The organism is Brotaphodocola sp., assembly GCF_050873065.1.
GTDB lineage: Bacteria > Bacillota > Clostridia > Lachnospirales > Lachnospiraceae > Brotaphodocola.
In genome coordinates this window covers 17685-40099 of sequence record NZ_JBNMIC010000004.1, presented here as the reverse complement: position 1 = coordinate 40099, position 22415 = coordinate 17685, and the positions used below count along the sequence as shown (strand labels likewise).

Sequence of the window (22415 nt, the reverse complement as noted above, 5' to 3'; positions counted from 1 at the left end):
GATTCTATCACAGATTTTACTTTTTGCACAGATATAACCGGATGGCTTCCTCAGAAAGCTGATCACCCGCCTGGACAGTTCCCTGAACCATCTCCGATTTACCTCCGCCTTTTCCCGGAAATTCACCGTGAAATTCTTTCAACAGTGCTTTGAGATCTCTGCTCTGGCTTCCCAGTGTATACTGGTATCCCGTCTTCTCTGTTCCAAGGAAAAGTCCGCAGATTCCGCTGCACTTGCGCATTCCGGCATCGACAAATTTTCTCGCGGCATTCTTGTCCATCTCCTCCTCAAACAGGATACAGTTTTCCGTTCCCTCCGGGATCTCTGCGAGCTTCTGCTCCATGTAACGATTCTGCATCCGCATAACTTTGTCTTTCCAGCTCTGGGACTCTGCCTGAAGGCGGCGCACGGCATCTGCAACCTCATCCGGCTTTGCGGAGAGCAGTCTGGAAATCTCCCTCACGCTGTCTTCTTTCTTCTGATAATCCTGAAGCGCGCGGAATCCACACACCATCGTGACTCTTGTGCCTCCCTTGTATTTTACCGCATCCACCAGTTTGATCAGACCGATCTCTCCCGTCTTCGATACATGCGGAGCGCAGCAGGCACACACATCATATCCCGGAACCGTCACGATGCGCACCTGACCCGAAATCTCTTTTTTGCTCCGGTAATCCATCTTTGCAAGCTCTTCCTTTGTCGGATAAGTCACCACAATTCCGATATTTTCCGCAACTGCCTGATTTGCCTCAAGCTCCACCATGCGCAGATTGTCGGTGTCAAGCACGCCGTTGAAATCCATCGTCACCAGTTCTTTTCCGAGATGAAAACCGACATTGTCATATCCGAAATGGCGGTGAACCAGACCGGAAACGATATGCTCTCCCGTGTGCTGCTGCATCTTGGAAAAACGCTCCTCAAAATCGATCTCACCTTTCACTTCCGTGCCTGCCTCGATCGGCTGTTTCATGTAATGGAAAACCACATCGTTTTTCTCTTTTACATCCACAACATCCATGCCATTTATCACTCCGGAATCCGCATACTGTCCGCCACCTTCCGGAAAGAATGCCGTGCGGTCCAAAACAAGCGCATAGCTCTCCTTTTTCTCATCCCACTCACAGGAAACCACATGAGCGGTAAATGTACTCATATGACTGTCTTCATAAAATAATTTCTCTGTTGTCTCTGCCATGTCCGTCATTCCTCTTACTTTCTTTTGCTTTCGCTTTCTTTTACTTTTGCATTCTTGTGCTTTCGTTTACAGTTTCTTCCTGTTTATCGATCTTCTCCAGTATAGCCAAAAATGCTCCGATATTCAAGGAATCATTTTCCTGATATGGTCTGACTTATATTCGGACTTATATTCTAGCTTATCTTCCGGTGTATCTTCTGGTGTATCTTCTGGCGTACTTTCTGGTTTTCCCATACCTTCTATTTTGGGGTTTTCCGACTTTCCTGTTTCTCTGACTTTCCTGTTTTTCAACTTTCTCATTTTCTGATTTTGCATTATACTAGGTTTTATCAAGTTTTTTATTATGGACGTTTCATAATTTATTCCGCCATACCATATGAGTACAGAATGCAAAATATAAAAAAATTAGATACAGGGAGATTTTTCATGACACTTCTTCAGTTAAAATATGCCGTCACCGCTGCTGCTGCCGGCACGATCAGCGAAGCTGCAAAACAACTTTTCATCACCCAGCCGAGTCTGACTTCCGCGATTCACGAACTTGAAAATGAACTCGGCATCACCATTTTCCAGAGAACAAATAAGGGAATTCTCGTCTCCGCTGAGGGAGAAGAATTTCTCGGATACGCCCGACAGGTCATTGAACAGACAAGTCTGATTGAGGAGCGATACTTCGGAACTGCACCTGTCAAGCACCAGTTTTGCGTCTCCACCCAGCACTATTCGTTCGCCGTTGAGGCCTTCGTTGAACTGCTTCATCAGTACGGCGGAGAAGAGTATGATTTCCGAATCCGCGAGACCCAGACTTATGAGATCATCGAGGACGTCGCCCGCCTGCGCAGTGAGGTTGGAATCCTTTATCTGAATAAATTCAATGAGACGATTCTTTTGAAGACACTCAAAGAGCATGATTTGAAATTCCATCCGCTCTTCGTCGCCCACCCTCACGTTTTTGTCAGCTCATTCAGTCCGCTCTCAAAAAAAGAACGGGTTACCCTAGAAGACCTTGCTCCCTATCCACGCCTTTCTTACGAGCAGGGCGAACACAATTCTTTTTATTTTTCCGAGGAGATTTTAAGCACGCGGGAGTCAAAGAAAGACGTCGTTGTCCGCGACCGCGCAACCCTCTTCAATCTCCTGATCGGACTGAACGGATACACGATCTGCAGTGGTGTGATCAGCGAGGAACTCAACGGAAAAAACATCGTGGCAATCCCGCTCGATGTCGATGATTACATGCAGATCGGCTACATCACCCACAAAAAAATGCAGCCGGGCCGCTTCGGCATGCTTTACATCGAAGCTCTTAAACGTTACATTCCCATGTAATCTGTGCAAAAAATACTGGAAACGGTGGCAAAGCAATTTTATGAACAATGCAGGCGATCCTGTATTTTTGATGCCCCTGCATTTCTGACGATCCCGTATTCCTAATGATCCTGCACTTCTGATATAGACGCACTCTATATCAAACGCAATTTCTTTCGTATTTTACAGTTTTGTCCTCATCCGATACAATAAAGTCACGTTAAGCGAACAGCAAACAAAACCGACTCGCAGATTGCAAAAGAGACACAGCAATCAATCATTTATTAAAAAGTATTCTGGCGAATCGAGTTATAACCGTATAAACAGGAGGATAAGACAATGGCTGATTTACACTCACCGTTTCGATATGACTATGTAGGAAGCTTTCTTCGCCCGGAAAATCTCAAAAAAGCCCGCGCGGACTATAAGGCAGGAAAGATTTCTGCTGAGGAATTAAAACAGGTAGAGGATGAGGAGATCACCAAACTTGTAGAGAAACAGAAAAAAGCCGGATATTCGGTAATCACTGACGGTGAGTTCCGAAGAAGCTACTGGCATCTTGATTTTATGTGGGGATTTCAGGGACTTCAGGAGGTAGAACTTGACCACGGTTACTTCTTCCACGGTGAGGAGACCACCCACGGTTCCGTCCGTGTAACAGGAAAGATTTCCGGTGAAAACCATCCGTTCGTAGAACACTTTAAATTTGTAAAACAGTTTGAGGATGAAAATACCGTTGCAAAACAGACTTTTCCGGCTCCGGCACAGCTCCTTGCAGAGCTTTACAGAGAGGATAACGGCAAAATCACCGATTCGATCTACCCGGATCAGGAACAGCTGATTCAGGATATCGCCGCAGCTTACCGCACTGTTATCCAGGACCTCTACAAGGCAGGTTGCCGCAACATTCAGCTTGATGACTGTACCTGGGGAATGTTCTGTGACAAACTCTACTGGATCGCACGTCAGGGCGATGACACCTCCTTTGAGGCTGAGGCTGAAAAATATCTGCGCATCAACAATTTAGCACTTGAGGGCAAACCGGATGACTTGACAATCACAACCCATGTATGCCGCGGAAATTACCATTCCACCTGGGCAAGTTCCGGCGGATATGCTCCGGTCGCTCCATTCCTCTTCGCAAACGAGAATGTGGATGCTTTTTATCTCGAGTTCGATGATGAGCGCTCCGGTAATTTTGAACCGTTAAAATATATTGCTGACGGCAAAAAAGTGGTTCTCGGTCTGATCACAACCAAGTCCCCGAAACTGGAGGATAAACAGGCCGTTATTGCCAGAATCCATGAAGCAGCAAAGTACGTTCCTCTCGACCATCTGTATTTAAGTCCGCAGTGTGGATTTGCTTCCTGCGAAATCGGAAACAAGCTGACTGACGCGGATCAGTGGGCAAAACTCGCTCTCGTCAAAGAGATCGCTGAGGAAGTCTGGGGATAAAACAAGAGATAAAACCAGAAATAAAACTGGAAATAAAAAATAATCCGGGAATAAAAAGTGATTTCAAAAAGGCGCTGCAAGACGGATCAATTCAAATCTCTCCGCTCCATCTTGCAACGCCTTTTTCATATTTTCCCGCTAATTTGCTTTTTTTATCTCTTGATATTGAATGCACCAACACCCGGGAACTGGGCTGCTGTGCCAAGCTCTTCCTCGATGCGGAGAAGCTGGTTGTACTTCGCAACACGCTCACTTCTGCTCGGTGCACCGGTCTTAATCTGGCAGGTATTCAGTGCAACTGCAAGATCTGCAATCGTGGTATCCTCAGTCTCGCCGGAACGATGAGAAGCGATTGCGGTGTAACCTGCCTTGTGTGCCATCTTGATTGCCTCAAGAGTCTCAGAGACGGTTCCGATCTGGTTTAACTTGATCAGGATCGAATTTCCACAACCAAGGCTGATTCCTTTTGCAAGACGCTCGGTGTTGGTTACGAACAGATCATCGCCGACGAGCTGAACCTTGTCACCAAGCTCCTTCGTCATCATCTGCCAGCCTTCCCAGTCTTCCTCGTCCAGGCCATCCTCGATCGAGTAGATCGGGTACTTCTCAACAAGACCTTTCCAATGTGCTACAAGCTCCTCAGAAGTAAACTTCTTTCCACATTTCGGCAGAATGTACTCACCCTTCTTGCTTCCCTTCCACTCACTCGAAGCCGCATCCATTGCCAGAACAAAATCTTTTCCCGGCTCATAACCTGCTGCCTTGACAGCCTCAAGAATTACCTGAATGGCCTCCTCATCGCTTCCAAGATCCGGAGCAAAACCACCCTCATCGCCGACAGATGTAGCCAGACCACGCTTCTTTAACAGGCTTGCAAGAGCATGGAAGACCTCGGTACACCAGCGCAGCCCCTCTTTGAATGTAGGAGCGCCTGCCGGCATAATCATGAACTCCTGAACATCAACGGTATTTGCTGCATGTGCACCACCGTTTAAGATGTTCATCATCGGCAGCGGAAGACGGTTTCCGTTCACACCGCCAAGGAAACGATACAGTGGGATATCCAGAGCATTTGCTGCTGCGCGTGCTGCTGCGATGGAAACTGCCAGAATCGCATTTGCACCCAGATTTGACTTATCCTTCGTTCCATCTGCATCCAGCATTGCCTTGTCTACTGCATAAGTATCAAATGCGCTGACACCCTGAAGTGCCTCGTTGATTACCGTATTGATGTTGTTGACTGCTTTGGAAACACCCTTTCCGCCGAAACGGCTCTTATCGCCATCGCGAAGCTCAAGTGCCTCAAACTCACCGGTTGACGCACCGCTCGGAGCGGTTCCTCTTCCAACGGTTCCATCCACCAGATAAACTTCTGCCTCAACGGTTGGATTTCCTCTGGAATCAATGATTTCTCTTCCGATTACTTTCTCAATTTCCAAATAGTTCATGTTCTCATCCTTTCTCACGGCAGACCGCCAATTTTCTTCTGTCATCAGCGCACCATGCTCCTCTTGCGGGGAAATTTCTGTCTATCACTAACAGATTTTACGCAGTTTTCAAAGCCCTATACACGACTCACATGCGGATTTTTGCGGTTCTCTGCGAAATCTCCATGGGATTTTTATGCGAGTTTTATGTACCATTCCGCGCATGAGTAAGGCTATGCTAACTGTCGTTAATTTTATCACGCACTCCTTTGAAAGACAAGAAGCGGGGGTGAGAATCTTTCTCATATTCCCCCGCAAAATCCAACAATATTTTCTTACCAAAATTAACGGATAAAAGAAAAAACGGAAACTCCCCTGACAGGAAATTTCCGTTTTCATCTTTCGATCTGATTATCCGGCTTTTTTGTCTAAATCGATTATACCACCCAATAAAATAATTAGAATGGAAACATCATCGGAAGCATAAAGATGCTCACAATCGCAAGAATAATTGCGAGCGGTGTTCCGCATTTCAGGTAATCTTTAAGTTTGTATCCGCCCGGTTCCATAATCATGATCTGGCACGGTGCTGCCATCGGAGTCATAATCGATACACAGCTTGCCATCAGCACACCCATCACGGCTGCCCGCGGATCAAGACCAATCTTCACACACGCCGAAGCGACAAGCGGAATGAAAATCGTGTACGTTGCCAGATTCGACATTACCTGAGTCAGCAAAAACGGAATCACATAAAAGACCGTCATGATGATATACGGATTTGTCGTATTTCCGAGGAGACGAATCATCCAGTCCGCAACGACATCTCCCGCGCCGGTTAAGCGAATCGCATCGGAAAGTGCGAGAACTCCGGCAAACAGAAATACGGTCGGCTGATGAATCGATAAGAGCGCTTCCTGCTCAGAGAGCACACCGGTGAGAACCAGAAGCACAGCTCCAACGGAGGCTGTCAGATACATATCAATTCCGATCACATTTTCAAACAGCATGCCAGCGATTGTGAGTCCAATAATCACAAACGCAATTTTCTCTTTCGCCGGTGTCAGGCGACAACCGGTCTCTGAACTGCTGACGGTATCGTGGAACTTGCTGTTGTCAATATCCGGCATCATTTTATATCCGATAAATACCATATATAAAATTGCTATGATCAGAACCGGAATACGGGCAATCGTGAAATCCCAAATCTGGAATGGGTGCTTTGCTCCCGCCTTGACCATGATCTCGCTCCAGGTCATATTGCTTGCGCCCTGACCGAGAAAAGTCATCGCCGTCGCGATATTAGAAACTGCCATCGTCGGGTAGAGTAACTTGCTGCGGCTCACACCGATCTCTGCGGAGATTCCGACAAGAAGCGGAATCATGATTGCCGCAGTTGCAGTTGCGCTGGTCACGCATCCAAGGAAACCTGCTACCAGTGAAGAAAAGAAAATCAGCACTGGAAGATTGTCTTTATAACGAACAACCACACTCTGCGCACGATCAAGCAGGCTCGTCTTTGTGAGTCCCGCTCCAATCACAAACATTGCAACAAACATCACCACGTTCGTGTTGATAAATCCGCTCATTGCCTCTGCCGGCGTCATAACGCCCGTAAAGATCAGTGCCAGAATAATTCCGACCGAGATGATCGAAAACGGAATTTTTCCAGAAACAAACGCGATGATCGTGCAGAGCAGAATGATCAGCGTAATCTGTAAAGGTGACATGATTTTTCCTCCGTATCTCTTTTGTTATATGTTGTCATGTTCAAATCCATACTCTCGTTATTCTTATAACGATACTTGGACTACCGACTATTTTAACGCGTGAAATACTGGAAGTACATTTCCATATTCTTTACAGATGTCAACTTAAACGACATGATCTCATCGATAAAAATTTCGCCGAAACCGTCATGGCAATTCTCATTCATTTCTCAAATTTATTAACATGTCGAAATTTATTAACGTGTTGAAAGAAGGTTTTCCATAATCCCGTACAGACACTCCGTCTCATCTGCCATCTGCGTCCATTTTGAGGAAATCACACAGAGATCCCGATACGCCGGAGCCTCCCCGATTGAGAGCGGAACTACGCGCTCCTCCTGGTAACTGTTGAAAATCATATGATCGGCAGTAATCATGACCGCACCGTTATATGCGACGCAGACAAGCCCTGTTCTGGTCGCCTCAAACTGGTAGACCACATTCGGAGTCAGTCCATAGGATGCATAGAGATTATCCGCAAACATCCGATACGACGATCCCGGCATCATCATCACATTCGGCTCTGTACTGCACCATTTTAAATCAATCCACGGATAGCGAAATCCCTCTTTTTTCTGTGCGTGTTCGCGAATCGGATGATCCACCCCGACTGCCATCACCATCTCACAAGAGTCAATTTTCCGGTAATTCAGACTGTGCTCTCTCTGCTCCACAATCGCAATTCCGACATCGAGCGTCTGTTTTTTGAGCATTGAAATCACCTCATCCGCACTCGTCTCATGCATACTGATCCGGATTCCCGGAAGCTGTTTTTGAAGTTTCGGAAGCACGAATCTCAATACCCGCTCAGCAAGATTTGCCTGCACGCCGAGGCGCAAAACTCCACGACTGATGCATGACATATTTGCCATCTGCTCATCTAACTCATGATAAAGACGCTCAATCTCTAACCCCTTCTTTATGTAACACTCTCCTGCCTCCGTCGGCACAAATGTCTTTCCAACACGGTGAAATAATTTCACCTGAAGCTGTTCCTCAAGCGCCAGCACATATTTGCTCAACGCGGACGGTGTGATAAAAAGATTCTCTGCTGCCCGCGTGATTCCACCGCACCTCGCCACTTCCAGAATATATTCTACATTTCGGTCCATTCCATATCCCTCCTTCTCTCACTCTTCCTATAAATTTTCCCTGTCAATCTTCTTATAAACTCCCTTATCAATCTTTTTATCCATTTATCATGCTCAATCGTCATATTAAAAATAAATCCCAGCCTTCATTTTGTCTATGCAAATCTTGTTCTACTTTTTAAAAACTGTTTAATTTCGCCCGGTTCAAATATGATACAATAATAGCCAGCAAGAACAAAAATGAAACATAAAATAAATGACTGAAACAATGAAACACCAAATAAATCAACCACTTAATAAATAAAGCAGGGAGGAATTTTATATGACGATTCAGGACCGCTTGAAACGCTCCAATATGATTATGCTGATCGTTCCGGTGTGCATCGCCGGAATTCTTCTGATTCTCGGTTTCGGAAGTGCTCTTGTGCTTCTTCAAAAAATTTATCTTCCCCGCATCGGTCTCACGCTGCGTGATCTTCACGAAATGGGCGAACAGATTGAGGACATGTTTTCCGGTCTTAAATTCTTCGCTGTTCTGTATTTGGGCATCGTCGTCTGCACACTTCTTGCCACTGTGGGATTTATCAATCTGTACCTGACTCGCTCTCTCTTTTCTCATATTCAGCTTCCTCTCGATACCCTGCTCGAGGGCGTAAAACGAATTCAGAATGGGGATCTTGAGACTCCAATTTTTTATCCAAACGAGGATGAATTTCGTTCCGTCTGCGACGCCGTCAATGAGATGTCATCCCGACTGCGCGATTCTCTCGCCCGTCAGCAGAAACAGGAGCAGAAAAAGCAGGAACTGATCGCCGGAATGTCCCATGATCTGAAAAGCCCGCTGACAACCATCCGTGCTTACACGGAAGCTCTCCTCGATGGAATTGCCACGGACGAATCCACTCGCCAGAAATATCTTGAGACGATCTATGCACGCGAGGGAGAACTCGAAGCGCTGATCCACCGCCTGTTTGAGCTGACAAAACTCGGGGCGGACGAATATCCTGTCCATCTCGAAAAATTACAATTTCCGGAGATGATCCGAGAGCTGATTTCAACCTGCAAACCAGAGGCGCTCTCTGTCACTTTTTCGGACGATCCACCCCCTGTCGTCTGCACTGTCCTTGCTGACACTGATCTGCTTCAACGGATTTTTCAAAATGTGTTTGACAACAGTCTGAAATATGGTGCAGACCGCGCTGTGGTTTCAAGTACTGTAATTTCGAGTACTATGATCTCGAGCACCGTTACTTTAACTGAGCAGAAGCAGACCGAAAATAAAAATCAGGGCGAAAAACTGCTGATGATCTCCATCACAGACAATGGCCCCGGTGTTCCGAATCAACAGCTCTCAAACCTGTTTGAACCGTTTTATCGCGGAAGTTCTTCCCGATCCACTGCCGGAAGTGGTCTCGGGCTATCGATCGTAAAAAAATCAATGGAACAGATGGGCGGAGATGTCTCTGCCCAAAACAGCAGTGATGGAGGCCTCTGCATCACTCTGACTTTTCCCATTATCCAATCATAAAACACGGAGGATTTCTAAAATATGCCTGATCAAAAACATCTCCTGATCATTGAGGATGACACAGATATCGCATCCATCGAGCGCGACTACCTCGAACTGGGCGGTTACAGCGTCACGATTACCGGCGACGGAACTACCGGTCTTGACCTTGCGCTCCACCAGAAATTTGACCTGATTCTGCTCGACATCATGCTTCCCGGAATGGATGGGTTTCAGCTCTGCAAATCCATCCGCGCTGTCAAGGACATTCCGATTCTGATGGTCACTGCGAGAACGGAGGACGTCGATAAGATCCGCGGTCTCGGTTTCGGCGCAGATGACTATATCGAGAAACCATTTTCCCCAAGTGTTCTTGTCGCGCGGGTTCGCGCAAACCTCGCACAGTATGACCGGCTCAAACCTGCTCCAAATACTCCCGAGCTTCTTCACGTCGGTCCCCTCACAGCAGATCCTGCCCGTCATCTGATCTCAAAAAATGGCAGTGAACTGAATCTCAAAAACAAAGAATATGAACTTCTTCTCTTCCTCATGCGCCACCCAAATCAGGTGTACAGCAGAGAGGATTTATACGAACTGATCTGGGGGCTCGAATCCCTTGGGGACAACATCACTGTCGCTGTTCACATCAACCGGCTCCGGGAAAAAATTGAGGAGATTCCCTCCGATCCAAAACTCCTTCAGACCGTGTGGGGAATCGGCTACCGTCTCCACGTTGTCTGAGTTTTATCCGGTTTAACTTTTGTTTAAGAATGGTTTTCCTTCCGTTAAATCTCTTTCGGTAAAATAAAACTATAAAAAGAAATTCAAAAGGAAAGAGAGATTGCAAAAATTGCAAAACAAGGTCAATCCGGAAGGAGAAGCAAAACGATTATGAGTATTCAAAAAGAAACTGAGACATCACGAACACCATCATCAGCAGAATCCGTCAAATTATCTGAATTACAGGGTCTCACCAGCGAAGAAGTTGCCCAGAAAATCGCAAACGGAGAGGGCGGAGCCCCTCTGCCCTCTGTCACAAAAACAACACTCCAGATCATCAAAGATAATGTCTGCACACTCTTTAACCTGCTCAATTTTTTGATTGCCGGTCTGCTCTTCTATGTCCACGCATACAGCAATATGGCATTCATCGCAATCATCTGTCTGAATATCTGCATCGGCATTATCCAGGAGCTGAAAGCAAAAAAACTGGTCGATGAACTGACGATTCTCAATCAGCCACGTGCCACTGTTCTCCGCGACGGAAAGGCGATAGAAATCTCCTCTGACCAGATTGTCCGGGATGACGTGATGATACTTGAGAGCGGCCGCCAGATCTGCAACGATGCCATTGTCCTGTCCAGAAATATCGAAGTCAATGAAAGCCTTCTGACTGGCGAGAGCGATGCCGTGATCCATCCGGCAGGAAGCAAACTTCTCTCCGGAAGTTTTGTCATCAGCGGAAAATGTCTCGCAAAAGTCATCCATGTAGGCGAAGAAAACTATTCTTCTTCTCTCGCAGCCGAAGTCAAACAGGAAAAACAAACCTGCTCTGAGCTTCTCGGCTCGATGCAGAAAGTCACCCATTTCACTAGCCGTTTTCTCGTTCCGATCGGTGTTGCCCTGCTCGCAGAATCGTATTTTCTTCAGCACGCCTCTATCGAGACAGCCGTCGTCTCTTCATCTGCCGGTCTCCTCGGAATGCTTCCAAAAGGACTTGTTCTTCTGATCTCTGTCTCACTTGCAACCGGTGTATCCCGACTTGCAAAAAAACATATCCTCGTCCAGAACCTCTTTGCCCTGGAAACCCTCGCACACGTCGATGTCCTCTGCCTCGACAAGACCGGAACAATCACCAGCGGAAATCTCTCCGTCTCCGAGATCTTTCCACTCTCCTCAGACCAGATTTCATCCGAACGCTCTGAAAAACTGATCAACGCCTATCTCGGCGCAACCGATGACAACAACGCAACCGCACTCGCATTAAAAGCAAAATTCCATCCAAGTCTTTCTGGAAAAATTGCGGGGAAAATTCCATTTTCGTCCATCAGAAAATGGGGAGCTGTCTCTTTTGAGGGCGTGGGAACCGTCTTCGTCGGCGCACCTGAGCGCCTGCTGCAAGAAACTCTTCCCGCTGAGAAACTCGCCCTTGAAGCAGGAAAACGAGTACTTGCTGCTGCATTCTGCCCCGAAATCTGGTCGGATAACTCTGCCCTCCCGGCATTTAATCATCTGACCCCACTCTACCTCTTCACACTCACAGACACAATTCGCCCAAACACAAAAGAGACTCTTGACTATTTTGCCAAACAGGGGGTCGATGTAAAAATCATTTCCGGCGATCATGTCAAGACAGTCTCCCAGACTGCCCGCCGCGCCGGTCTGAAGCGATGGAAGGATGCCATCGACCTCTCCACAATCGATGAAAATACTGCGGATTACCACAAATTATGCAACGATTACGCTGTCTTTGCCCGCGTCACTCCGCGCCAGAAGCAGCGCCTTGTCGCCACAATGCAGGAAGACGGACACAAGGTCGCAATGACCGGTGACGGGGTCAATGACCTGCTCGCCCTTCATCAGGCAGACTGCTCAATCGCAGTCGCTCAGGGAAGTGATGCAAGCCGCCAGCTCGCCCAGATTGTCCTCATGGAATCAGACTTTACCCATCTCCCCCAGGTGGTAAAAGAAGGACGCAGAGTCATCCACAATGTGACACGAACAGCCGGTGTCTTTTTCATCAAGACAATTTATTCCCTGCTCTTGTCCGTTTTTTGCCTCGCCGTCAATATTCCGTTCCCATTTATTCCGATTCAGATTACTCTAGTCGATGCATTTATCGAAGCCTTCCCTTCGTTTGCAACGATCTTTGAATCGGACACAAGTCCGGTATCCGGCCATTTTCTTCCCACAGCCTTCCGCCATGCCGCACCGTTTGCCTTTATCATCACAAGCACGATTCTGTTCTCGCAGTTTTTCACCTTTTTCTCAGATGAAAAACTCCACACCGTACAGTATCTGCTGTTGATTTTCTTTTCCCTGGCCGCTGTGCTTAAAAGCTGTATCCCGTTTACCCCTCTGCGCGGAGCGGTCTGCATACTGTCAGCAATCGGTGTGATCACCGCACTGTTTGTGATTCCAGGTACACTTCACCTCGCTCCTTTAACACTTTCGATGGTTCTGCTCTTTATAATCATCGCGATCATGGGAAGCGTCCTGCTGATTCTGATCCTCAAAATTCAACAGGCTGTGAATGCCGCCTCACGCTCCGCCGATTCTCAGATTTCCTGATTCCTTGATTCCTTGATTTCCCGCGCAGAGTATCATATGATATGTCTTATATAAAACCAAAGATCCGACAGCCATGTAAATGACTGCCGGATCTTCCTAGATCTTTTTCTTAACTCTTGATTTTTTCTTTTTTCAGTTGTATCTGTCTAACGTTCCCGACGGGAATCGAACCCATATCTGCCGCTTAGGAGGCGGCTGTTCTATCCGTTGAACTACGAGAACAGCCCCTTTATTATAGAGCAAACAGACAGGTTCCGTCAAGCGGGAATTCTATCAGATTTCCCGCCCGGACTATAAATGGCATCCTGTACTGTCCGCCATTTTATTCGCAAAAAACTCAACTATGATTCCTGCGTATTTCTCTGCACATACGCTTCCACAAGTTTGAGTGTCTGCATCATACCGTGAATATGAGTGCGCTCCATGTGGTGAGATGCCTGAACGCCCTGACCAATCAGCGCATGGCGCACATTGTGGCCGCCGCGGATTGCAGCAGAAGCGTCGGAGCTGTATCTGCGGTAGCAGTCGACTGCGTAGTCAAGTCCGAGCTCTTTTGCCATCTCAATCAGTTTTGTCGTCAGGTCATAGTCATAAGGACCTGCACTGTCCTTTGCGACGATGCAGACCTTCTTCTCATCGCCCTCAAGATCATCTCCGACCGCTCCCATATCCACTGCAAGCATCTCGGTCACATCTTCCGGAATATAACTTGCGCCAAAACCGACTTCCTCATAATTTGTGAACAGCATCCGGATCTTTCCAACCGGATTTACTTTTCCATCATGGATCTCTTTGAGCAGGGTCAGAAGAACAGCCGTACTCGCCTTGTCGTCGAGGTGACGGGACTTGATATATCCGCTCTCACAGGCGACAAAACGCGGATCAAACGAGATATAATCTCCATTCTCGATTCCGAGTTCCCGCACTTCCTCTTTTGTATGTACATCCTCGTCAAGACGGACTCTCATGCAGTCATCCGTTCTCTTCTGTTCGCGACACTCCGGAAACACATGGACTGATGGCTCTGTCGTCAGGATCGTGCCCGTGTAGGAACGTCCATCGCGCGTGTGAACTGTGCAGTACTCGCCCTCAATGCTCTCCATCATATATCCGCCGACCGGAACGAGTTTTAAAGTTCCGTCATCCACGATCGTTCTTACCATCGCTCCGAGGGTGTCACAGTGTGCGGCGAGAAGACGATTTCCACCGTCCTTCGGATCTCCCTCATGGACATCCACAATCAACGCCCCTCTGCTTGTGTATTCTGCGTGAAATCCAAGATTTTCGACTTCCGCCTTCAGCCAACCCATAATCTCTCTCGTATATCCGGACGGACTTGGAATGTTCACCACACTTCTCAGCTTCTCCGTCATATAGTTTTTTGTCTCAAGTTCTGTCATTGTAATTCTTCTCCGTTTCCCAAAATAATTAAATCAATAATTGAATCGTCACAAATAAGTTTTTCATCTAACATTTTTTCGTTTCTGTCCCGAATAAACTTTTCTTAAAACAGTTTCCGTTCAACAATCCCAAACTGTATTTATCTGAATTTATTTATCAGAATCACAGCGCAGAGCAGCACTCAGGACTGCTTTTCCACAAGCACATAGACAATCGCAAGCGGAATTACACAGAGAATGGAGGATTTCAGTCCCATTCCCATCCACTTTGAAGCCGCGTAGGAAATCGCAATTCCCGTGTGGAAAGCGAGAAGCGTCAGACCAAAAATCGTTCCCTTCTCCTTATATTTCGGATCTCCACTGTTCCAGTAAAGACAGAACGAAGATACGGTCTGCTTCAGATTATTTGTGGAGAAGATCGTGGAACAGACATATCCGCAGGCTCCGGTAAATGAAGTCCACTGAAATGCTGTGATAAAAAATACCGGATAAAGTGAGAGCATCCCATTCATATCTGCCGGAAAAAATGCCAGCAGAATGCAAACCGGAATTTCAATGTACAGACAAATTTTTCTGACATTCCAGCTCGTTTTTGCCGGGATCAATGTCGCAATCGCCACTGCCAGCGCAAAAACCGCAACGCTTCCGAGACGAATCAGAACACTGAACATCTTTGCGTCCTCGAGATCCATCACCAGATGAATCAGATTTCCTGTCACTGCCGATCCAAAGATATCAAACCGGTTAAAGATCGCATATGCCCCCAGAAAACCGCCGACAAGTGCCATCAGGCAGTGCATCCAGAGGTCGAGCCGCATCCAGATGCTCTCCTTCTTTTCTTCCGCAGCAAGCACTTTCATCTGTTCCGCAGCTACTTTTTGCTGCCCTTTCTTCTGTTGTTCTCCCTTAGTTTCTGTTTCCATATTCCTTTGTGTCCTTCCCATTATTTCCTGTTTCCGTTATCTCTGTTTCCCGTACTCATCCTTTTCCAAACGTATTCCGGCTCCGCCTCTCTTCCAGTCTTCCACTATTACACATAAAGTACCACGTCCAGTCCGACTGGCCGGGCGTGGTACTCTGCGTTTTGGATTGAAGTAACGTAAGGCAAGTGTGTACAGATCGCCGAACTGTTTTATACTCCGCTATTTTATACTCCGCTGTTTTTCCGGCTTCCCGCAAACTTTGCGACTCCCTGCATCCAGATCTGTCCCTTGAATCTTCGACCGATCTTCGGCTCGCCGATCAGATCTTTCTTTGCGATTCCGACATGGAAAATCATGTCACTGCACTCGAGCGTCAGGTCATAAACGATCTCTTCCGTGACTCGATTTTTCTTCTCCTCAATCTTGCGGATTTCCCCGATCACCGAATACTGGTCGCACTCGATTCCGCTCGGCATAAAACTGGAATCCACAATCGAGTAGAGGTCCTCTTTCATCACTCTCTTGGAAATCTGAGAGTACATATCCATATCCTCGATCGTCAGTGTCTCCATCGCATTCTCATCGCCGTTCTTTGCCGCCTCAAGCAGATGATTCCGGTCTTTCGTCGCAACTTTCGCCATCTCAATCTGTTTTCTCGTCTTGTGAAGTGGAAGAAGAACTTTTCCCTCTATGGCAAGACCGGTCAGGCTGACTTCCTCCGTCCTTGTCGAGAGACGCCCTAAGTGGCGACAGCGATATTCAAAACAGTTATCCAGATAAAAAATCAGGGAAATTCCCACGCGGAATTCATCGAGAAGTCCCGCATAAGTCTCCTTCTCCGTGTGACGCTGAATCGAACAGTCTACTGTGGAAGACGGGTCAGAAGCAGTCAGATAAGGATAGTAAAATTCCCTCTTAAAAGTTCCATCCGGAGCAACCTCTCCGACCATGACGATTCCCATGCCCGGAGCAACCTCCGCACGAATCTCACAGAGATTTTCATCCTCATCAAGCTCCAGACACTGTCGCGTGGTTCCCTCTGCCAGTTTATCAAGAAGCTTCTCTATCTCTCTCTTCTTTCGGTAAGTGCTGAATCCCACACTTCTCAAAAATTTATGCATTCTCTCTCCTTATTTCAGCAATTCTTCCGCAACTGCCTGAACAAAAAACGATTCTGCCCGTACTACCATACTCGTTTTCATCTTTCCAGTCACGTCCGTCCTGCTTTCTAGTTCTTGAACCTTTTTGTTGAAGCGTTTTTAAGCATTTTTTTAAGCCCAACCTCCCCGGTTCCTATGCATTATACTCTATCCATCTTTCTTTTTCAATTCCAGAATATATCGGAAAATTCTTCCCATCACTCTGAGAAGAGTTTTCCGGCGTTGCAAAATCATGCAAAAAAATCTGGCAGAATTTTCTCACTCCACAGAGCAGCAAGAAAACAGCAAAAATGCCCTCCAAGACAGATCGAATCTGTCTTAGAGAGCACTCTTCGCTTTATCTCTCTCGAGATTTATAAATTTATGGATTTATGGATTTTGTGAGTTTTCGCAATTCTGTTTTCGAAAGTCAGGAGCCTGCCTTATACAATACCCTGTGCCAGCATAGCATCTGCAACCTTCTCGAAGCCGGCGATGTTTGCACCTGCAACGTAGTTGCCCGGAACACCGTAACGCTTTGCAGCATCATCAGCCTTTGCGAAGATATTTACCATGATGTCATGCAGCTTTGCATCGACTTCCTCGAAGGTCCAGGACAGTCTCTCGCTGTTCTGGGTCATCTCCAGAGCGGAAGTAGCTACACCACCTGCGTTTGCAGCCTTGCCCGGCATAAACAGCATACCGTTCTCTAAGAAGAAATCGGTTGCCTCTCTGGTGGACGGCATGTTTGCGCCCTCTGCAACTGCGAAGCATCCGTTTGCCTTCAGTGCCTTTGCATCGTCCAGATTCAGCTCGTTCTGGGTTGCACACGGAAGAGCGATGTCGCACGGAATTGTCCAGATGCCCTTGCCCTCGGTGTAAACTGCGGTCGGAACAGCCTCAGCGTACTCTTTGATACGTCCGCGGCGAACTTCCTTGATCTCCTTAACGATATCAAGCTTGATGCCATCCTTATCGTATACATAGCCGTTGGAATCGCTCAGTGCAACAACCTTTGCGCCCAGCTGCTGTGCCTTCTCGGTTGCGTAGATTGCTACGTTTCCGGAACCGGAAATAACAACAGTCTTGCCAGCCAGCTCTTTGTTGTTTGCCTTCAGCATCTCATTCAGAATATAAACCAGACCATAGCCGGTTGCCTGGGTTCTTGCAAGGGAACCGCCGTAGGTTAAGCCCTTACCGGTCAGAACACCCTCATACAGACCAGTCAGTCTCTTGTACTGGCCATACAGGTATCCGATCTCTCTTCCGCCTACACCGATATCGCCAGCCGGAACATCCTGATCTGCGCCGATGTACTTGTAAAGTTCGGTCATGAAGCTCTGGCAGAATGCCATAACCTCTCTGTCAGATTTGCCCTTCGGATCAAAGTTGGAACCACCCTTACCGCCACCGATCGGCAGTCCGGTCAGAGAGTTCTTGAAAGTCTGCTCAAATCCCAGGAATTTTAAGATGCCCTGGTTTACAGACGGGTGCAGACGCAGACCACCCTTGTACGGTCCGATTGCGCTGTTAAACTGAACACGGTATCCCTTGTTCACCTGAACCTGTCCCTTATCATCTACCCACGGCACACGGAAAGAGATAATACGCTCCGGCTCAACCAGACGCTCTAACAGAGCTGCCTTGCGGTATTTCTCCTCATTTGCATCAACTACCAGTCTCAGGGAATCCAGAACCTCTTTTACTGCCTGATGAAACTCTTTCTCTCCCGGATTCTGCTCCACCACTTTCGCATAGATCTCGTCTACATAAGACATGTTCATAACCCTCCTTCATCAATGATCCATCATTCCATTGATTGTTTGTTTTCTCGTATTGACTTTCACTTTTCATGGAATATTTCAAAACGGCTTTTGACCTATAAATAGGCAAAAAGGGACCCTGCCATCTGGCAGAGCCCCTTTGCTCCTGACGTTTGAAAAAAGTATACTACTTTAATTCGTTAAAGTCAAGAACGAAATTCGGAAAGTTTTTTCAGGTCGTCTGGAAAGTTTTTCCTGATAATATTTTATTTTCTTAATGATGCTTTATTTTTTATCGGGTCTTCTGCGCCTCAATCTGCTCCGCCAGATCATTTAAGTAAACCCAGCGGTCCATCTTTTCCTCAAGTTCAGCTTCTTTCTGTGCCTTTTCGGTCATCAGCTGATTGAGTTTTCCGTAATCCGTTGCCGCACCCGCAATCTGCGCGTCAAGCGCCTCGATCGCCTCCTCAAGCCCCGCGATGTCCTCCTCAATCGTCTCCCACTCTTTCTGTTCCTTGTAGGAGAATTTCAGCTTTTTCTGATGCGCACGCCCGTCCTGAGAGGATTTTGCAGCCGCACCACCATTCTCCGCCCCGGCGCAATCCGCGTTCTGGTTCCCCGAAGTATTCTGACTGCCTGCACGGTTTCCGGAAATACCACTCACCCCGCTGCCCTCGCTCTGCGCGAGTTTTCGCTGACAGGCTGCCTGATAATCCGTGAATCCGCCCTCGTACTGAACAACATTTCCATCGCCCTCAAACGCAAAAATGCGGCGCACAACGCGGTCAAGGAAATACCGGTCATGGGATACCGTAATCACGATTCCCTGAAAACTGTCGAGATAGTCCTCGAGAATCATCAGCGTGCGGATATCAAGGTCATTCGTCGGCTCGTCGAGAAGCAGGACATTCGGAGCACTCATCAGAATCCGAAGCAGATAAAGACGTCTGCGCTCACCGCCGGAGAGACGGGAAATCGTCGTGTACTGGACACTCGACGGGAAGAGGAAACGCTCAAGCATCTGGGATGCACTGATACTTCCGTCCTTCGTCTGCACATACTCGGCGACATTTCGGATATAGTCGATAACCTTGAGACTCACATCCATATCCTCATTCTCCTGAGAGAAATAGCCGAGTTTTACGGTCTGTCCAATCTCAATCGTTCCGGAATCCGGTTTTACCCAGCCCGCAATCATCTTCATCAATGTGGACTTTCCGCTTCCATTCGGTCCGATGATTCCGATGCGGTCATTTTTCAGAAAGACGTAGGTGAAATCGCGCATCAGCACCTTGTCACCATATGCCTTCGATAAATGCTCGATCTCCACAGTCGTCCGTCCAAGGCGGCTCGAAATCGACTCCATCTCAACCTGTCCGTCCGTAAGCTCCGGCGCTTCCTGATCGCGCAGTGCCTCATATCTCTGGATATGTGCCTTCTGCTTTGTCGAGCGCGCACGCGCTCCGCGCTGCATCCATGCAAGCTCCGTCCGGAGAATGCTCTGGCGCTTGCGCTCAGAGGCCGCAGCCATGTCGAGACGTTCCGCCTTCAGCTTCAGAAATCCCTCATAATTGCTCTGATAGCTGTAAAGTTTTCCCTTGTCCAACTCCACAATCCGGTTCGTCACGCTGTCGAGAAAATACCGGTCATGCGTGATCATCAGCAGGGCTCCGTGGAATTTCTTTAAATAATCCTCCAGCCAGTCTGCCATCTCACTGTCGAGATGGTTCGTCGGCTCATCGAGAATCAGAAGATCCGCGGTCGAGAGCAGAACACTTGTCAGCGCGACTCTCTTTCTCTGGCCTCCGGAAAGCGTCTCCACCTTCGCATCAAAATCATAGATTCCAAGTTTTGTGAGGATTGTCTTCGCACTCGCCTCAATCTCCTCCCTCGAGGTGAAATGGGGCTCGTTGCGGTTGTCTCTCACAATGCTGTCGAGAACGGAATCTCCCGGCGTAAACTGCGGAATCTGCGGAAGATAGCGGATGTAGAGATTTCTTCTGCGGATCACGCTTCCGTCATCCGGCTCCTCAAGACCTGCAACGATCTTTAAGAGCGTGGATTTTCCGGTTCCATTGATTCCGATCAGTCCGACTTTCTCGCCATCTCCGATACTGAAAGAAGTGTCATCAAAAAGCAGGCGCTCCGTATAGGATTTTGTTAAATGTTCAATCGTTATCAGACTCATTTTCTGTCTTAGTCATCCTTCTCTGTCACTGCAAATACGGTACGCTTTCTTGCCATCTCATCGCTCTCAAGATACTCGTCGTAAGAGGTGATCTTATCGATCAGCTGACCGTTTACGATCTCCATGATACGGTTTGCGGTCGTCTGTACGATCTGGTGGTCACGGGAGGAGAAGATCAGCACGCCCGGGAACTTCACAAGACCGGTATTCAGAGCAGTGATCGACTCCATGTCGAGATGGTCAGTCGGCTCGTCGAGCATCAGCACGTTTGCTCCGGAAATCATCAGCTTGGAAAGCATGCAGCGCACTTTCTCACCACCGGAGAGTACACGTACTTTCTTCACGCCGTCCTCACCTGCAAACAGCATACGTCCAAGGAATCCGCGCACATAGGTCACATCCTTCTCCGGAGAGTACTGGGTCAGCCAGTCCACAATCGTGTCATCGCTGTCAAACTCTGCGGTGTTGTCCTTCGGGAAATAGGACTGGGTTGTCGTCAGACCCCACTTATAGGAACCCTCATCCGGCTCCATCTCGCCTGCGAGGATCTGGAACAGAACAGTCTTTGCGCGCTCGTTCGGTCCAACGAGAGCAACCTTGTCCTCACGGTTCAGGGTAAAGGAAACATGGTCGAGAATCTTCTCGCCGTCGATCGTCTTGCACAGATCGGTCACAGTCAGAACCTCATTTCCGATCTCTCTTGCCGGACGGAAATCAATGTACGGATACTTACGGCTGGACGGACGGATCTCATCGAGCTGGATCTTCTCAAGAGCACGCTTTCTTGAAGTTGCCTGCTTGGACTTGGAAGCGTTTGCGGAGAATCGCTGAATGAACTCCTGCAGCTCTTTGATCTTCTCTTCCTTCTTACGGTTTGCCTCTTTCATCTGGCGAACCATCAACTGGCTGGACTCATACCAGAAATCATAGTTACCTGCGTAGAGCTGAATCTTACCGTAGTCGATATCTGCAATATTTGTGCAGACCTTGTTCAGGAAGTAACGGTCATGGGATACGACGATAACCGTGTTCTCAAAGTTGATCAGGAACTCCTCAAGCCAGGAGATTGCATCGAGATCCAGATGGTTCGTCGGCTCATCAAGGAGCAGAATGTCCGGGTTTCCGAACAGTGCCTGCGCAAGCAGAACCTTGACCTTGAGCGCACCGGTCAGATCCTTCATCAGCGTGTAGTGGAACTCCGTGTCAACGCCAAGACCATTCAGGAGGTTTGCCGCATCGGACTCTGCCTCCCAACCATTCATCTCTGCGAACTCACCCTCAAGCTCTGCTGCCTTGATGCCGTCCTCATCCGTGAAATCCGGCTTCATGTAAATGGCATCCTTCTCTTTCATAACCTCATAGAGTCGCTTGTTTCCCATGATTACGGTATCAAGCACCGGAAACTCATCGTACTTGAAGTGGTCCTGCTGAAGGAAGGAGAGACGCTGTCCCGGAGTGATCACCACATCTCCGCTCGTCGGCTCAAGCTGTCCGGAAAGAATCTTCAGGAATGTGGATTTTCCTGCACCGTTTGCTCCGATCATTCCGTAGCAGTTGCCCTCGGTAAATTTAATGTTTACGTCCTCAAACAATGCCTTCTTTCCAACTCGAAGGGTTACACCATTTGCACTTATCATCTTCTAACACCTTTCTTTTTTGAAATTTCTAATTCTGTGAACTGTTTCTTTGTTTACCCGTTTTCCGGTTCGTCAAACTGTATCATACGGCATTTTCAGTTCAGAAAATGTCTACCCATGTACAGCAACGTCAAAACCACTCTCCGCAAACGGAACTTTTTTCTGCACGCTGGTTTCTGTCCTGAAAAAAGGGGGATTCTCCGTCCCCCTTCTTCTGTATCATATTTATTTTACAGGAAAATATTGAATTTGCAAGCGTTTTTGCGGATTTTCCGTTACAGTATCACACGAAATACTTTATTCAGAAATTTCCCGCGCATAA

At 47.7% G+C, this 22415-nt stretch carries 15 protein-coding genes, 1 tRNA gene and 1 pseudogene; 5 read left to right on the top strand and 12 right to left on the bottom strand.

Annotation, left to right across the window (positions count from 1 at the left end; all coding sequences use genetic code 11):
- Positions 1-16 precede the first annotated feature (16 nt).
- A complete protein-coding gene (locus tag ACR0QE_RS02200; protein ID WP_432626819.1) occupies positions 17-901 on the bottom strand; it encodes a DHHA1 domain-containing protein in 885 nt (294 codons plus the stop codon).
- Positions 902-931: 30 nt separating this feature from the next.
- Positions 932-1231: pseudogene (locus ACR0QE_RS02195) on the bottom strand (alanine--tRNA ligase-related protein); the annotation flags it as partial.
- 390 nt (positions 1232-1621) lie between these two features.
- Here ACR0QE_RS02195 and ACR0QE_RS02190 point away from each other — a divergent pair.
- Positions 1622-2524, top strand: coding sequence for a LysR family transcriptional regulator (locus ACR0QE_RS02190; RefSeq protein WP_432626753.1), 903 nt, complete (start codon positions 1622-1624; stop codon positions 2522-2524).
- A gap of 318 nt (positions 2525-2842) precedes the next feature.
- The gene (locus ACR0QE_RS02185; RefSeq protein ID WP_432626752.1) at positions 2843-3958 is read left to right on the top strand and encodes a 5-methyltetrahydropteroyltriglutamate--homocysteine S-methyltransferase; all 1116 of its coding nucleotides are present in this window, start codon (positions 2843-2845) and stop codon (positions 3956-3958) included.
- Positions 3959-4110: 152 nt separating this feature from the next.
- Here ACR0QE_RS02185 and eno read toward each other — a convergent pair whose 3' ends face one another.
- From eno to ACR0QE_RS02170, 3 genes are all read right to left on the bottom strand, one after another.
- On the bottom strand, positions 4111-5406 hold the full coding sequence (gene eno, locus ACR0QE_RS02180; RefSeq protein ID WP_432626818.1) for a phosphopyruvate hydratase: 1296 nt from the start codon (positions 5404-5406) through the stop codon (positions 4111-4113).
- Positions 5407-5843: 437 nt separating this feature from the next.
- Complete coding sequence (locus ACR0QE_RS02175) at positions 5844-7115, bottom strand: SLC13 family permease (protein ID WP_432626751.1); 1272 nt, start codon at positions 7113-7115, stop codon at positions 5844-5846.
- Positions 7116-7351: 236 nt separating this feature from the next.
- Positions 7352-8266, bottom strand: coding sequence for a LysR family transcriptional regulator (locus ACR0QE_RS02170; RefSeq protein WP_432626750.1), 915 nt, complete (start codon positions 8264-8266; stop codon positions 7352-7354).
- A 301-nt stretch (positions 8267-8567) separates the two neighbouring features.
- On the opposite strand from ACR0QE_RS02170, the gene ACR0QE_RS02165 reads away from it, so the two are divergent.
- The 3 genes from ACR0QE_RS02165 (at position 8568) to ACR0QE_RS02155 (ending at position 13043) form a co-directional block, all read left to right on the top strand.
- Entirely contained in the window at positions 8568-9773 is a 1206-nt protein-coding gene (locus tag ACR0QE_RS02165; protein ID WP_432626749.1) for a HAMP domain-containing sensor histidine kinase, read from the top strand.
- 21 nt (positions 9774-9794) lie between these two features.
- The gene (locus ACR0QE_RS02160) at positions 9795-10493 is read left to right on the top strand and encodes a response regulator transcription factor (RefSeq protein ID WP_432626748.1); all 699 of its coding nucleotides are present in this window, start codon (positions 9795-9797) and stop codon (positions 10491-10493) included.
- Between the two features lie 150 nt (positions 10494-10643).
- Positions 10644-13043, top strand: a complete 2400-nt coding sequence (locus ACR0QE_RS02155; RefSeq protein ID WP_432626747.1) for an HAD-IC family P-type ATPase — start codon at positions 10644-10646, stop codon at positions 13041-13043.
- Positions 13044-13193: 150 nt separating this feature from the next.
- Here ACR0QE_RS02155 and ACR0QE_RS02150 read toward each other — a convergent pair.
- The 7 genes from ACR0QE_RS02150 to ACR0QE_RS02120 all read right to left on the bottom strand — a co-directional run bounded on the left by ACR0QE_RS02150 (position 13194) and on the right by ACR0QE_RS02120 (position 22093).
- Positions 13194-13265, bottom strand: a tRNA-Arg gene (locus tag ACR0QE_RS02150).
- Between the two features lie 119 nt (positions 13266-13384).
- The gene (locus ACR0QE_RS02145; RefSeq protein WP_432626746.1) at positions 13385-14443 is read right to left on the bottom strand and encodes a M42 family metallopeptidase; all 1059 of its coding nucleotides are present in this window, start codon (positions 14441-14443) and stop codon (positions 13385-13387) included.
- A 182-nt stretch (positions 14444-14625) separates the two neighbouring features.
- Positions 14626-15366 (bottom strand): YoaK family protein, encoded by a 741-nt coding sequence (locus tag ACR0QE_RS02140; RefSeq protein WP_432626745.1) that lies wholly within the window; start codon positions 15364-15366, stop codon positions 14626-14628.
- Positions 15367-15590: 224 nt separating this feature from the next.
- Positions 15591-16487 (bottom strand): DUF3881 family protein, encoded by an 897-nt coding sequence (locus ACR0QE_RS02135; RefSeq protein WP_432626744.1) that lies wholly within the window; start codon positions 16485-16487, stop codon positions 15591-15593.
- 461 nt (positions 16488-16948) lie between these two features.
- Positions 16949-18283: an NADP-specific glutamate dehydrogenase gene (gdhA, locus tag ACR0QE_RS02130; RefSeq protein ID WP_432626743.1), complete on the bottom strand. Its 1335-nt coding sequence runs from the start codon at positions 18281-18283 to the stop codon at positions 16949-16951.
- Positions 18284-18560: 277 nt separating this feature from the next.
- Positions 18561-20456, bottom strand: coding sequence for an ABC-F family ATP-binding cassette domain-containing protein (locus tag ACR0QE_RS02125; RefSeq protein WP_432626742.1), 1896 nt, complete (start codon positions 20454-20456; stop codon positions 18561-18563).
- An 8-nt stretch (positions 20457-20464) separates the two neighbouring features.
- Entirely contained in the window at positions 20465-22093 is a 1629-nt protein-coding gene (locus ACR0QE_RS02120; protein WP_432626741.1) for an ABC-F family ATP-binding cassette domain-containing protein, read from the bottom strand.
- Between the last annotated feature and the right edge of the window lie 322 nt (positions 22094-22415).

Bases quoted from the DNA above. Each gene is read 5' to 3' on its own strand.
- ACR0QE_RS02200 (WP_432626819.1), bottom strand. From the start codon at position 901: ATGCAGCAGCACACGGGAGAGCATATCGTTTCCGGTCTGGTTCACCGC.
- ACR0QE_RS02190 (WP_432626753.1), top strand. From the start codon at position 1,622: ATGACACTTCTTCAGTTAAAATATGCCGTCACCGCTGCTGCTGCCGGC.
- ACR0QE_RS02185 (WP_432626752.1), top strand. From the start codon at position 2,843: ATGGCTGATTTACACTCACCGTTTCGATATGACTATGTAGGAAGCTTT.
- eno (WP_432626818.1), bottom strand. From the start codon at position 5,406: ATGAACTATTTGGAAATTGAGAAAGTAATCGGAAGAGAAATCATTGAT.
- ACR0QE_RS02175 (WP_432626751.1), bottom strand. From the start codon at position 7,115: ATGTCACCTTTACAGATTACGCTGATCATTCTGCTCTGCACGATCATC.
- ACR0QE_RS02170 (WP_432626750.1), bottom strand. From the start codon at position 8,266: ATGGACCGAAATGTAGAATATATTCTGGAAGTGGCGAGGTGCGGTGGA.
- ACR0QE_RS02165 (WP_432626749.1), top strand. From the start codon at position 8,568: ATGACGATTCAGGACCGCTTGAAACGCTCCAATATGATTATGCTGATC.
- ACR0QE_RS02160 (WP_432626748.1), top strand. From the start codon at position 9,795: ATGCCTGATCAAAAACATCTCCTGATCATTGAGGATGACACAGATATC.
- ACR0QE_RS02155 (WP_432626747.1), top strand. From the start codon at position 10,644: ATGAGTATTCAAAAAGAAACTGAGACATCACGAACACCATCATCAGCA.
- ACR0QE_RS02145 (WP_432626746.1), bottom strand. From the start codon at position 14,443: ATGACAGAACTTGAGACAAAAAACTATATGACGGAGAAGCTGAGAAGT.
- ACR0QE_RS02140 (WP_432626745.1), bottom strand. From the start codon at position 15,366: ATGGAAACAGAAACTAAGGGAGAACAACAGAAGAAAGGGCAGCAAAAA.
- ACR0QE_RS02135 (WP_432626744.1), bottom strand. From the start codon at position 16,487: ATGCATAAATTTTTGAGAAGTGTGGGATTCAGCACTTACCGAAAGAAG.
- gdhA (WP_432626743.1), bottom strand. From the start codon at position 18,283: ATGTCTTATGTAGACGAGATCTATGCGAAAGTGGTGGAGCAGAATCCG.
- ACR0QE_RS02125 (WP_432626742.1), bottom strand. From the start codon at position 20,456: ATGAGTCTGATAACGATTGAACATTTAACAAAATCCTATACGGAGCGC.
- ACR0QE_RS02120 (WP_432626741.1), bottom strand. From the start codon at position 22,093: ATGATAAGTGCAAATGGTGTAACCCTTCGAGTTGGAAAGAAGGCATTG.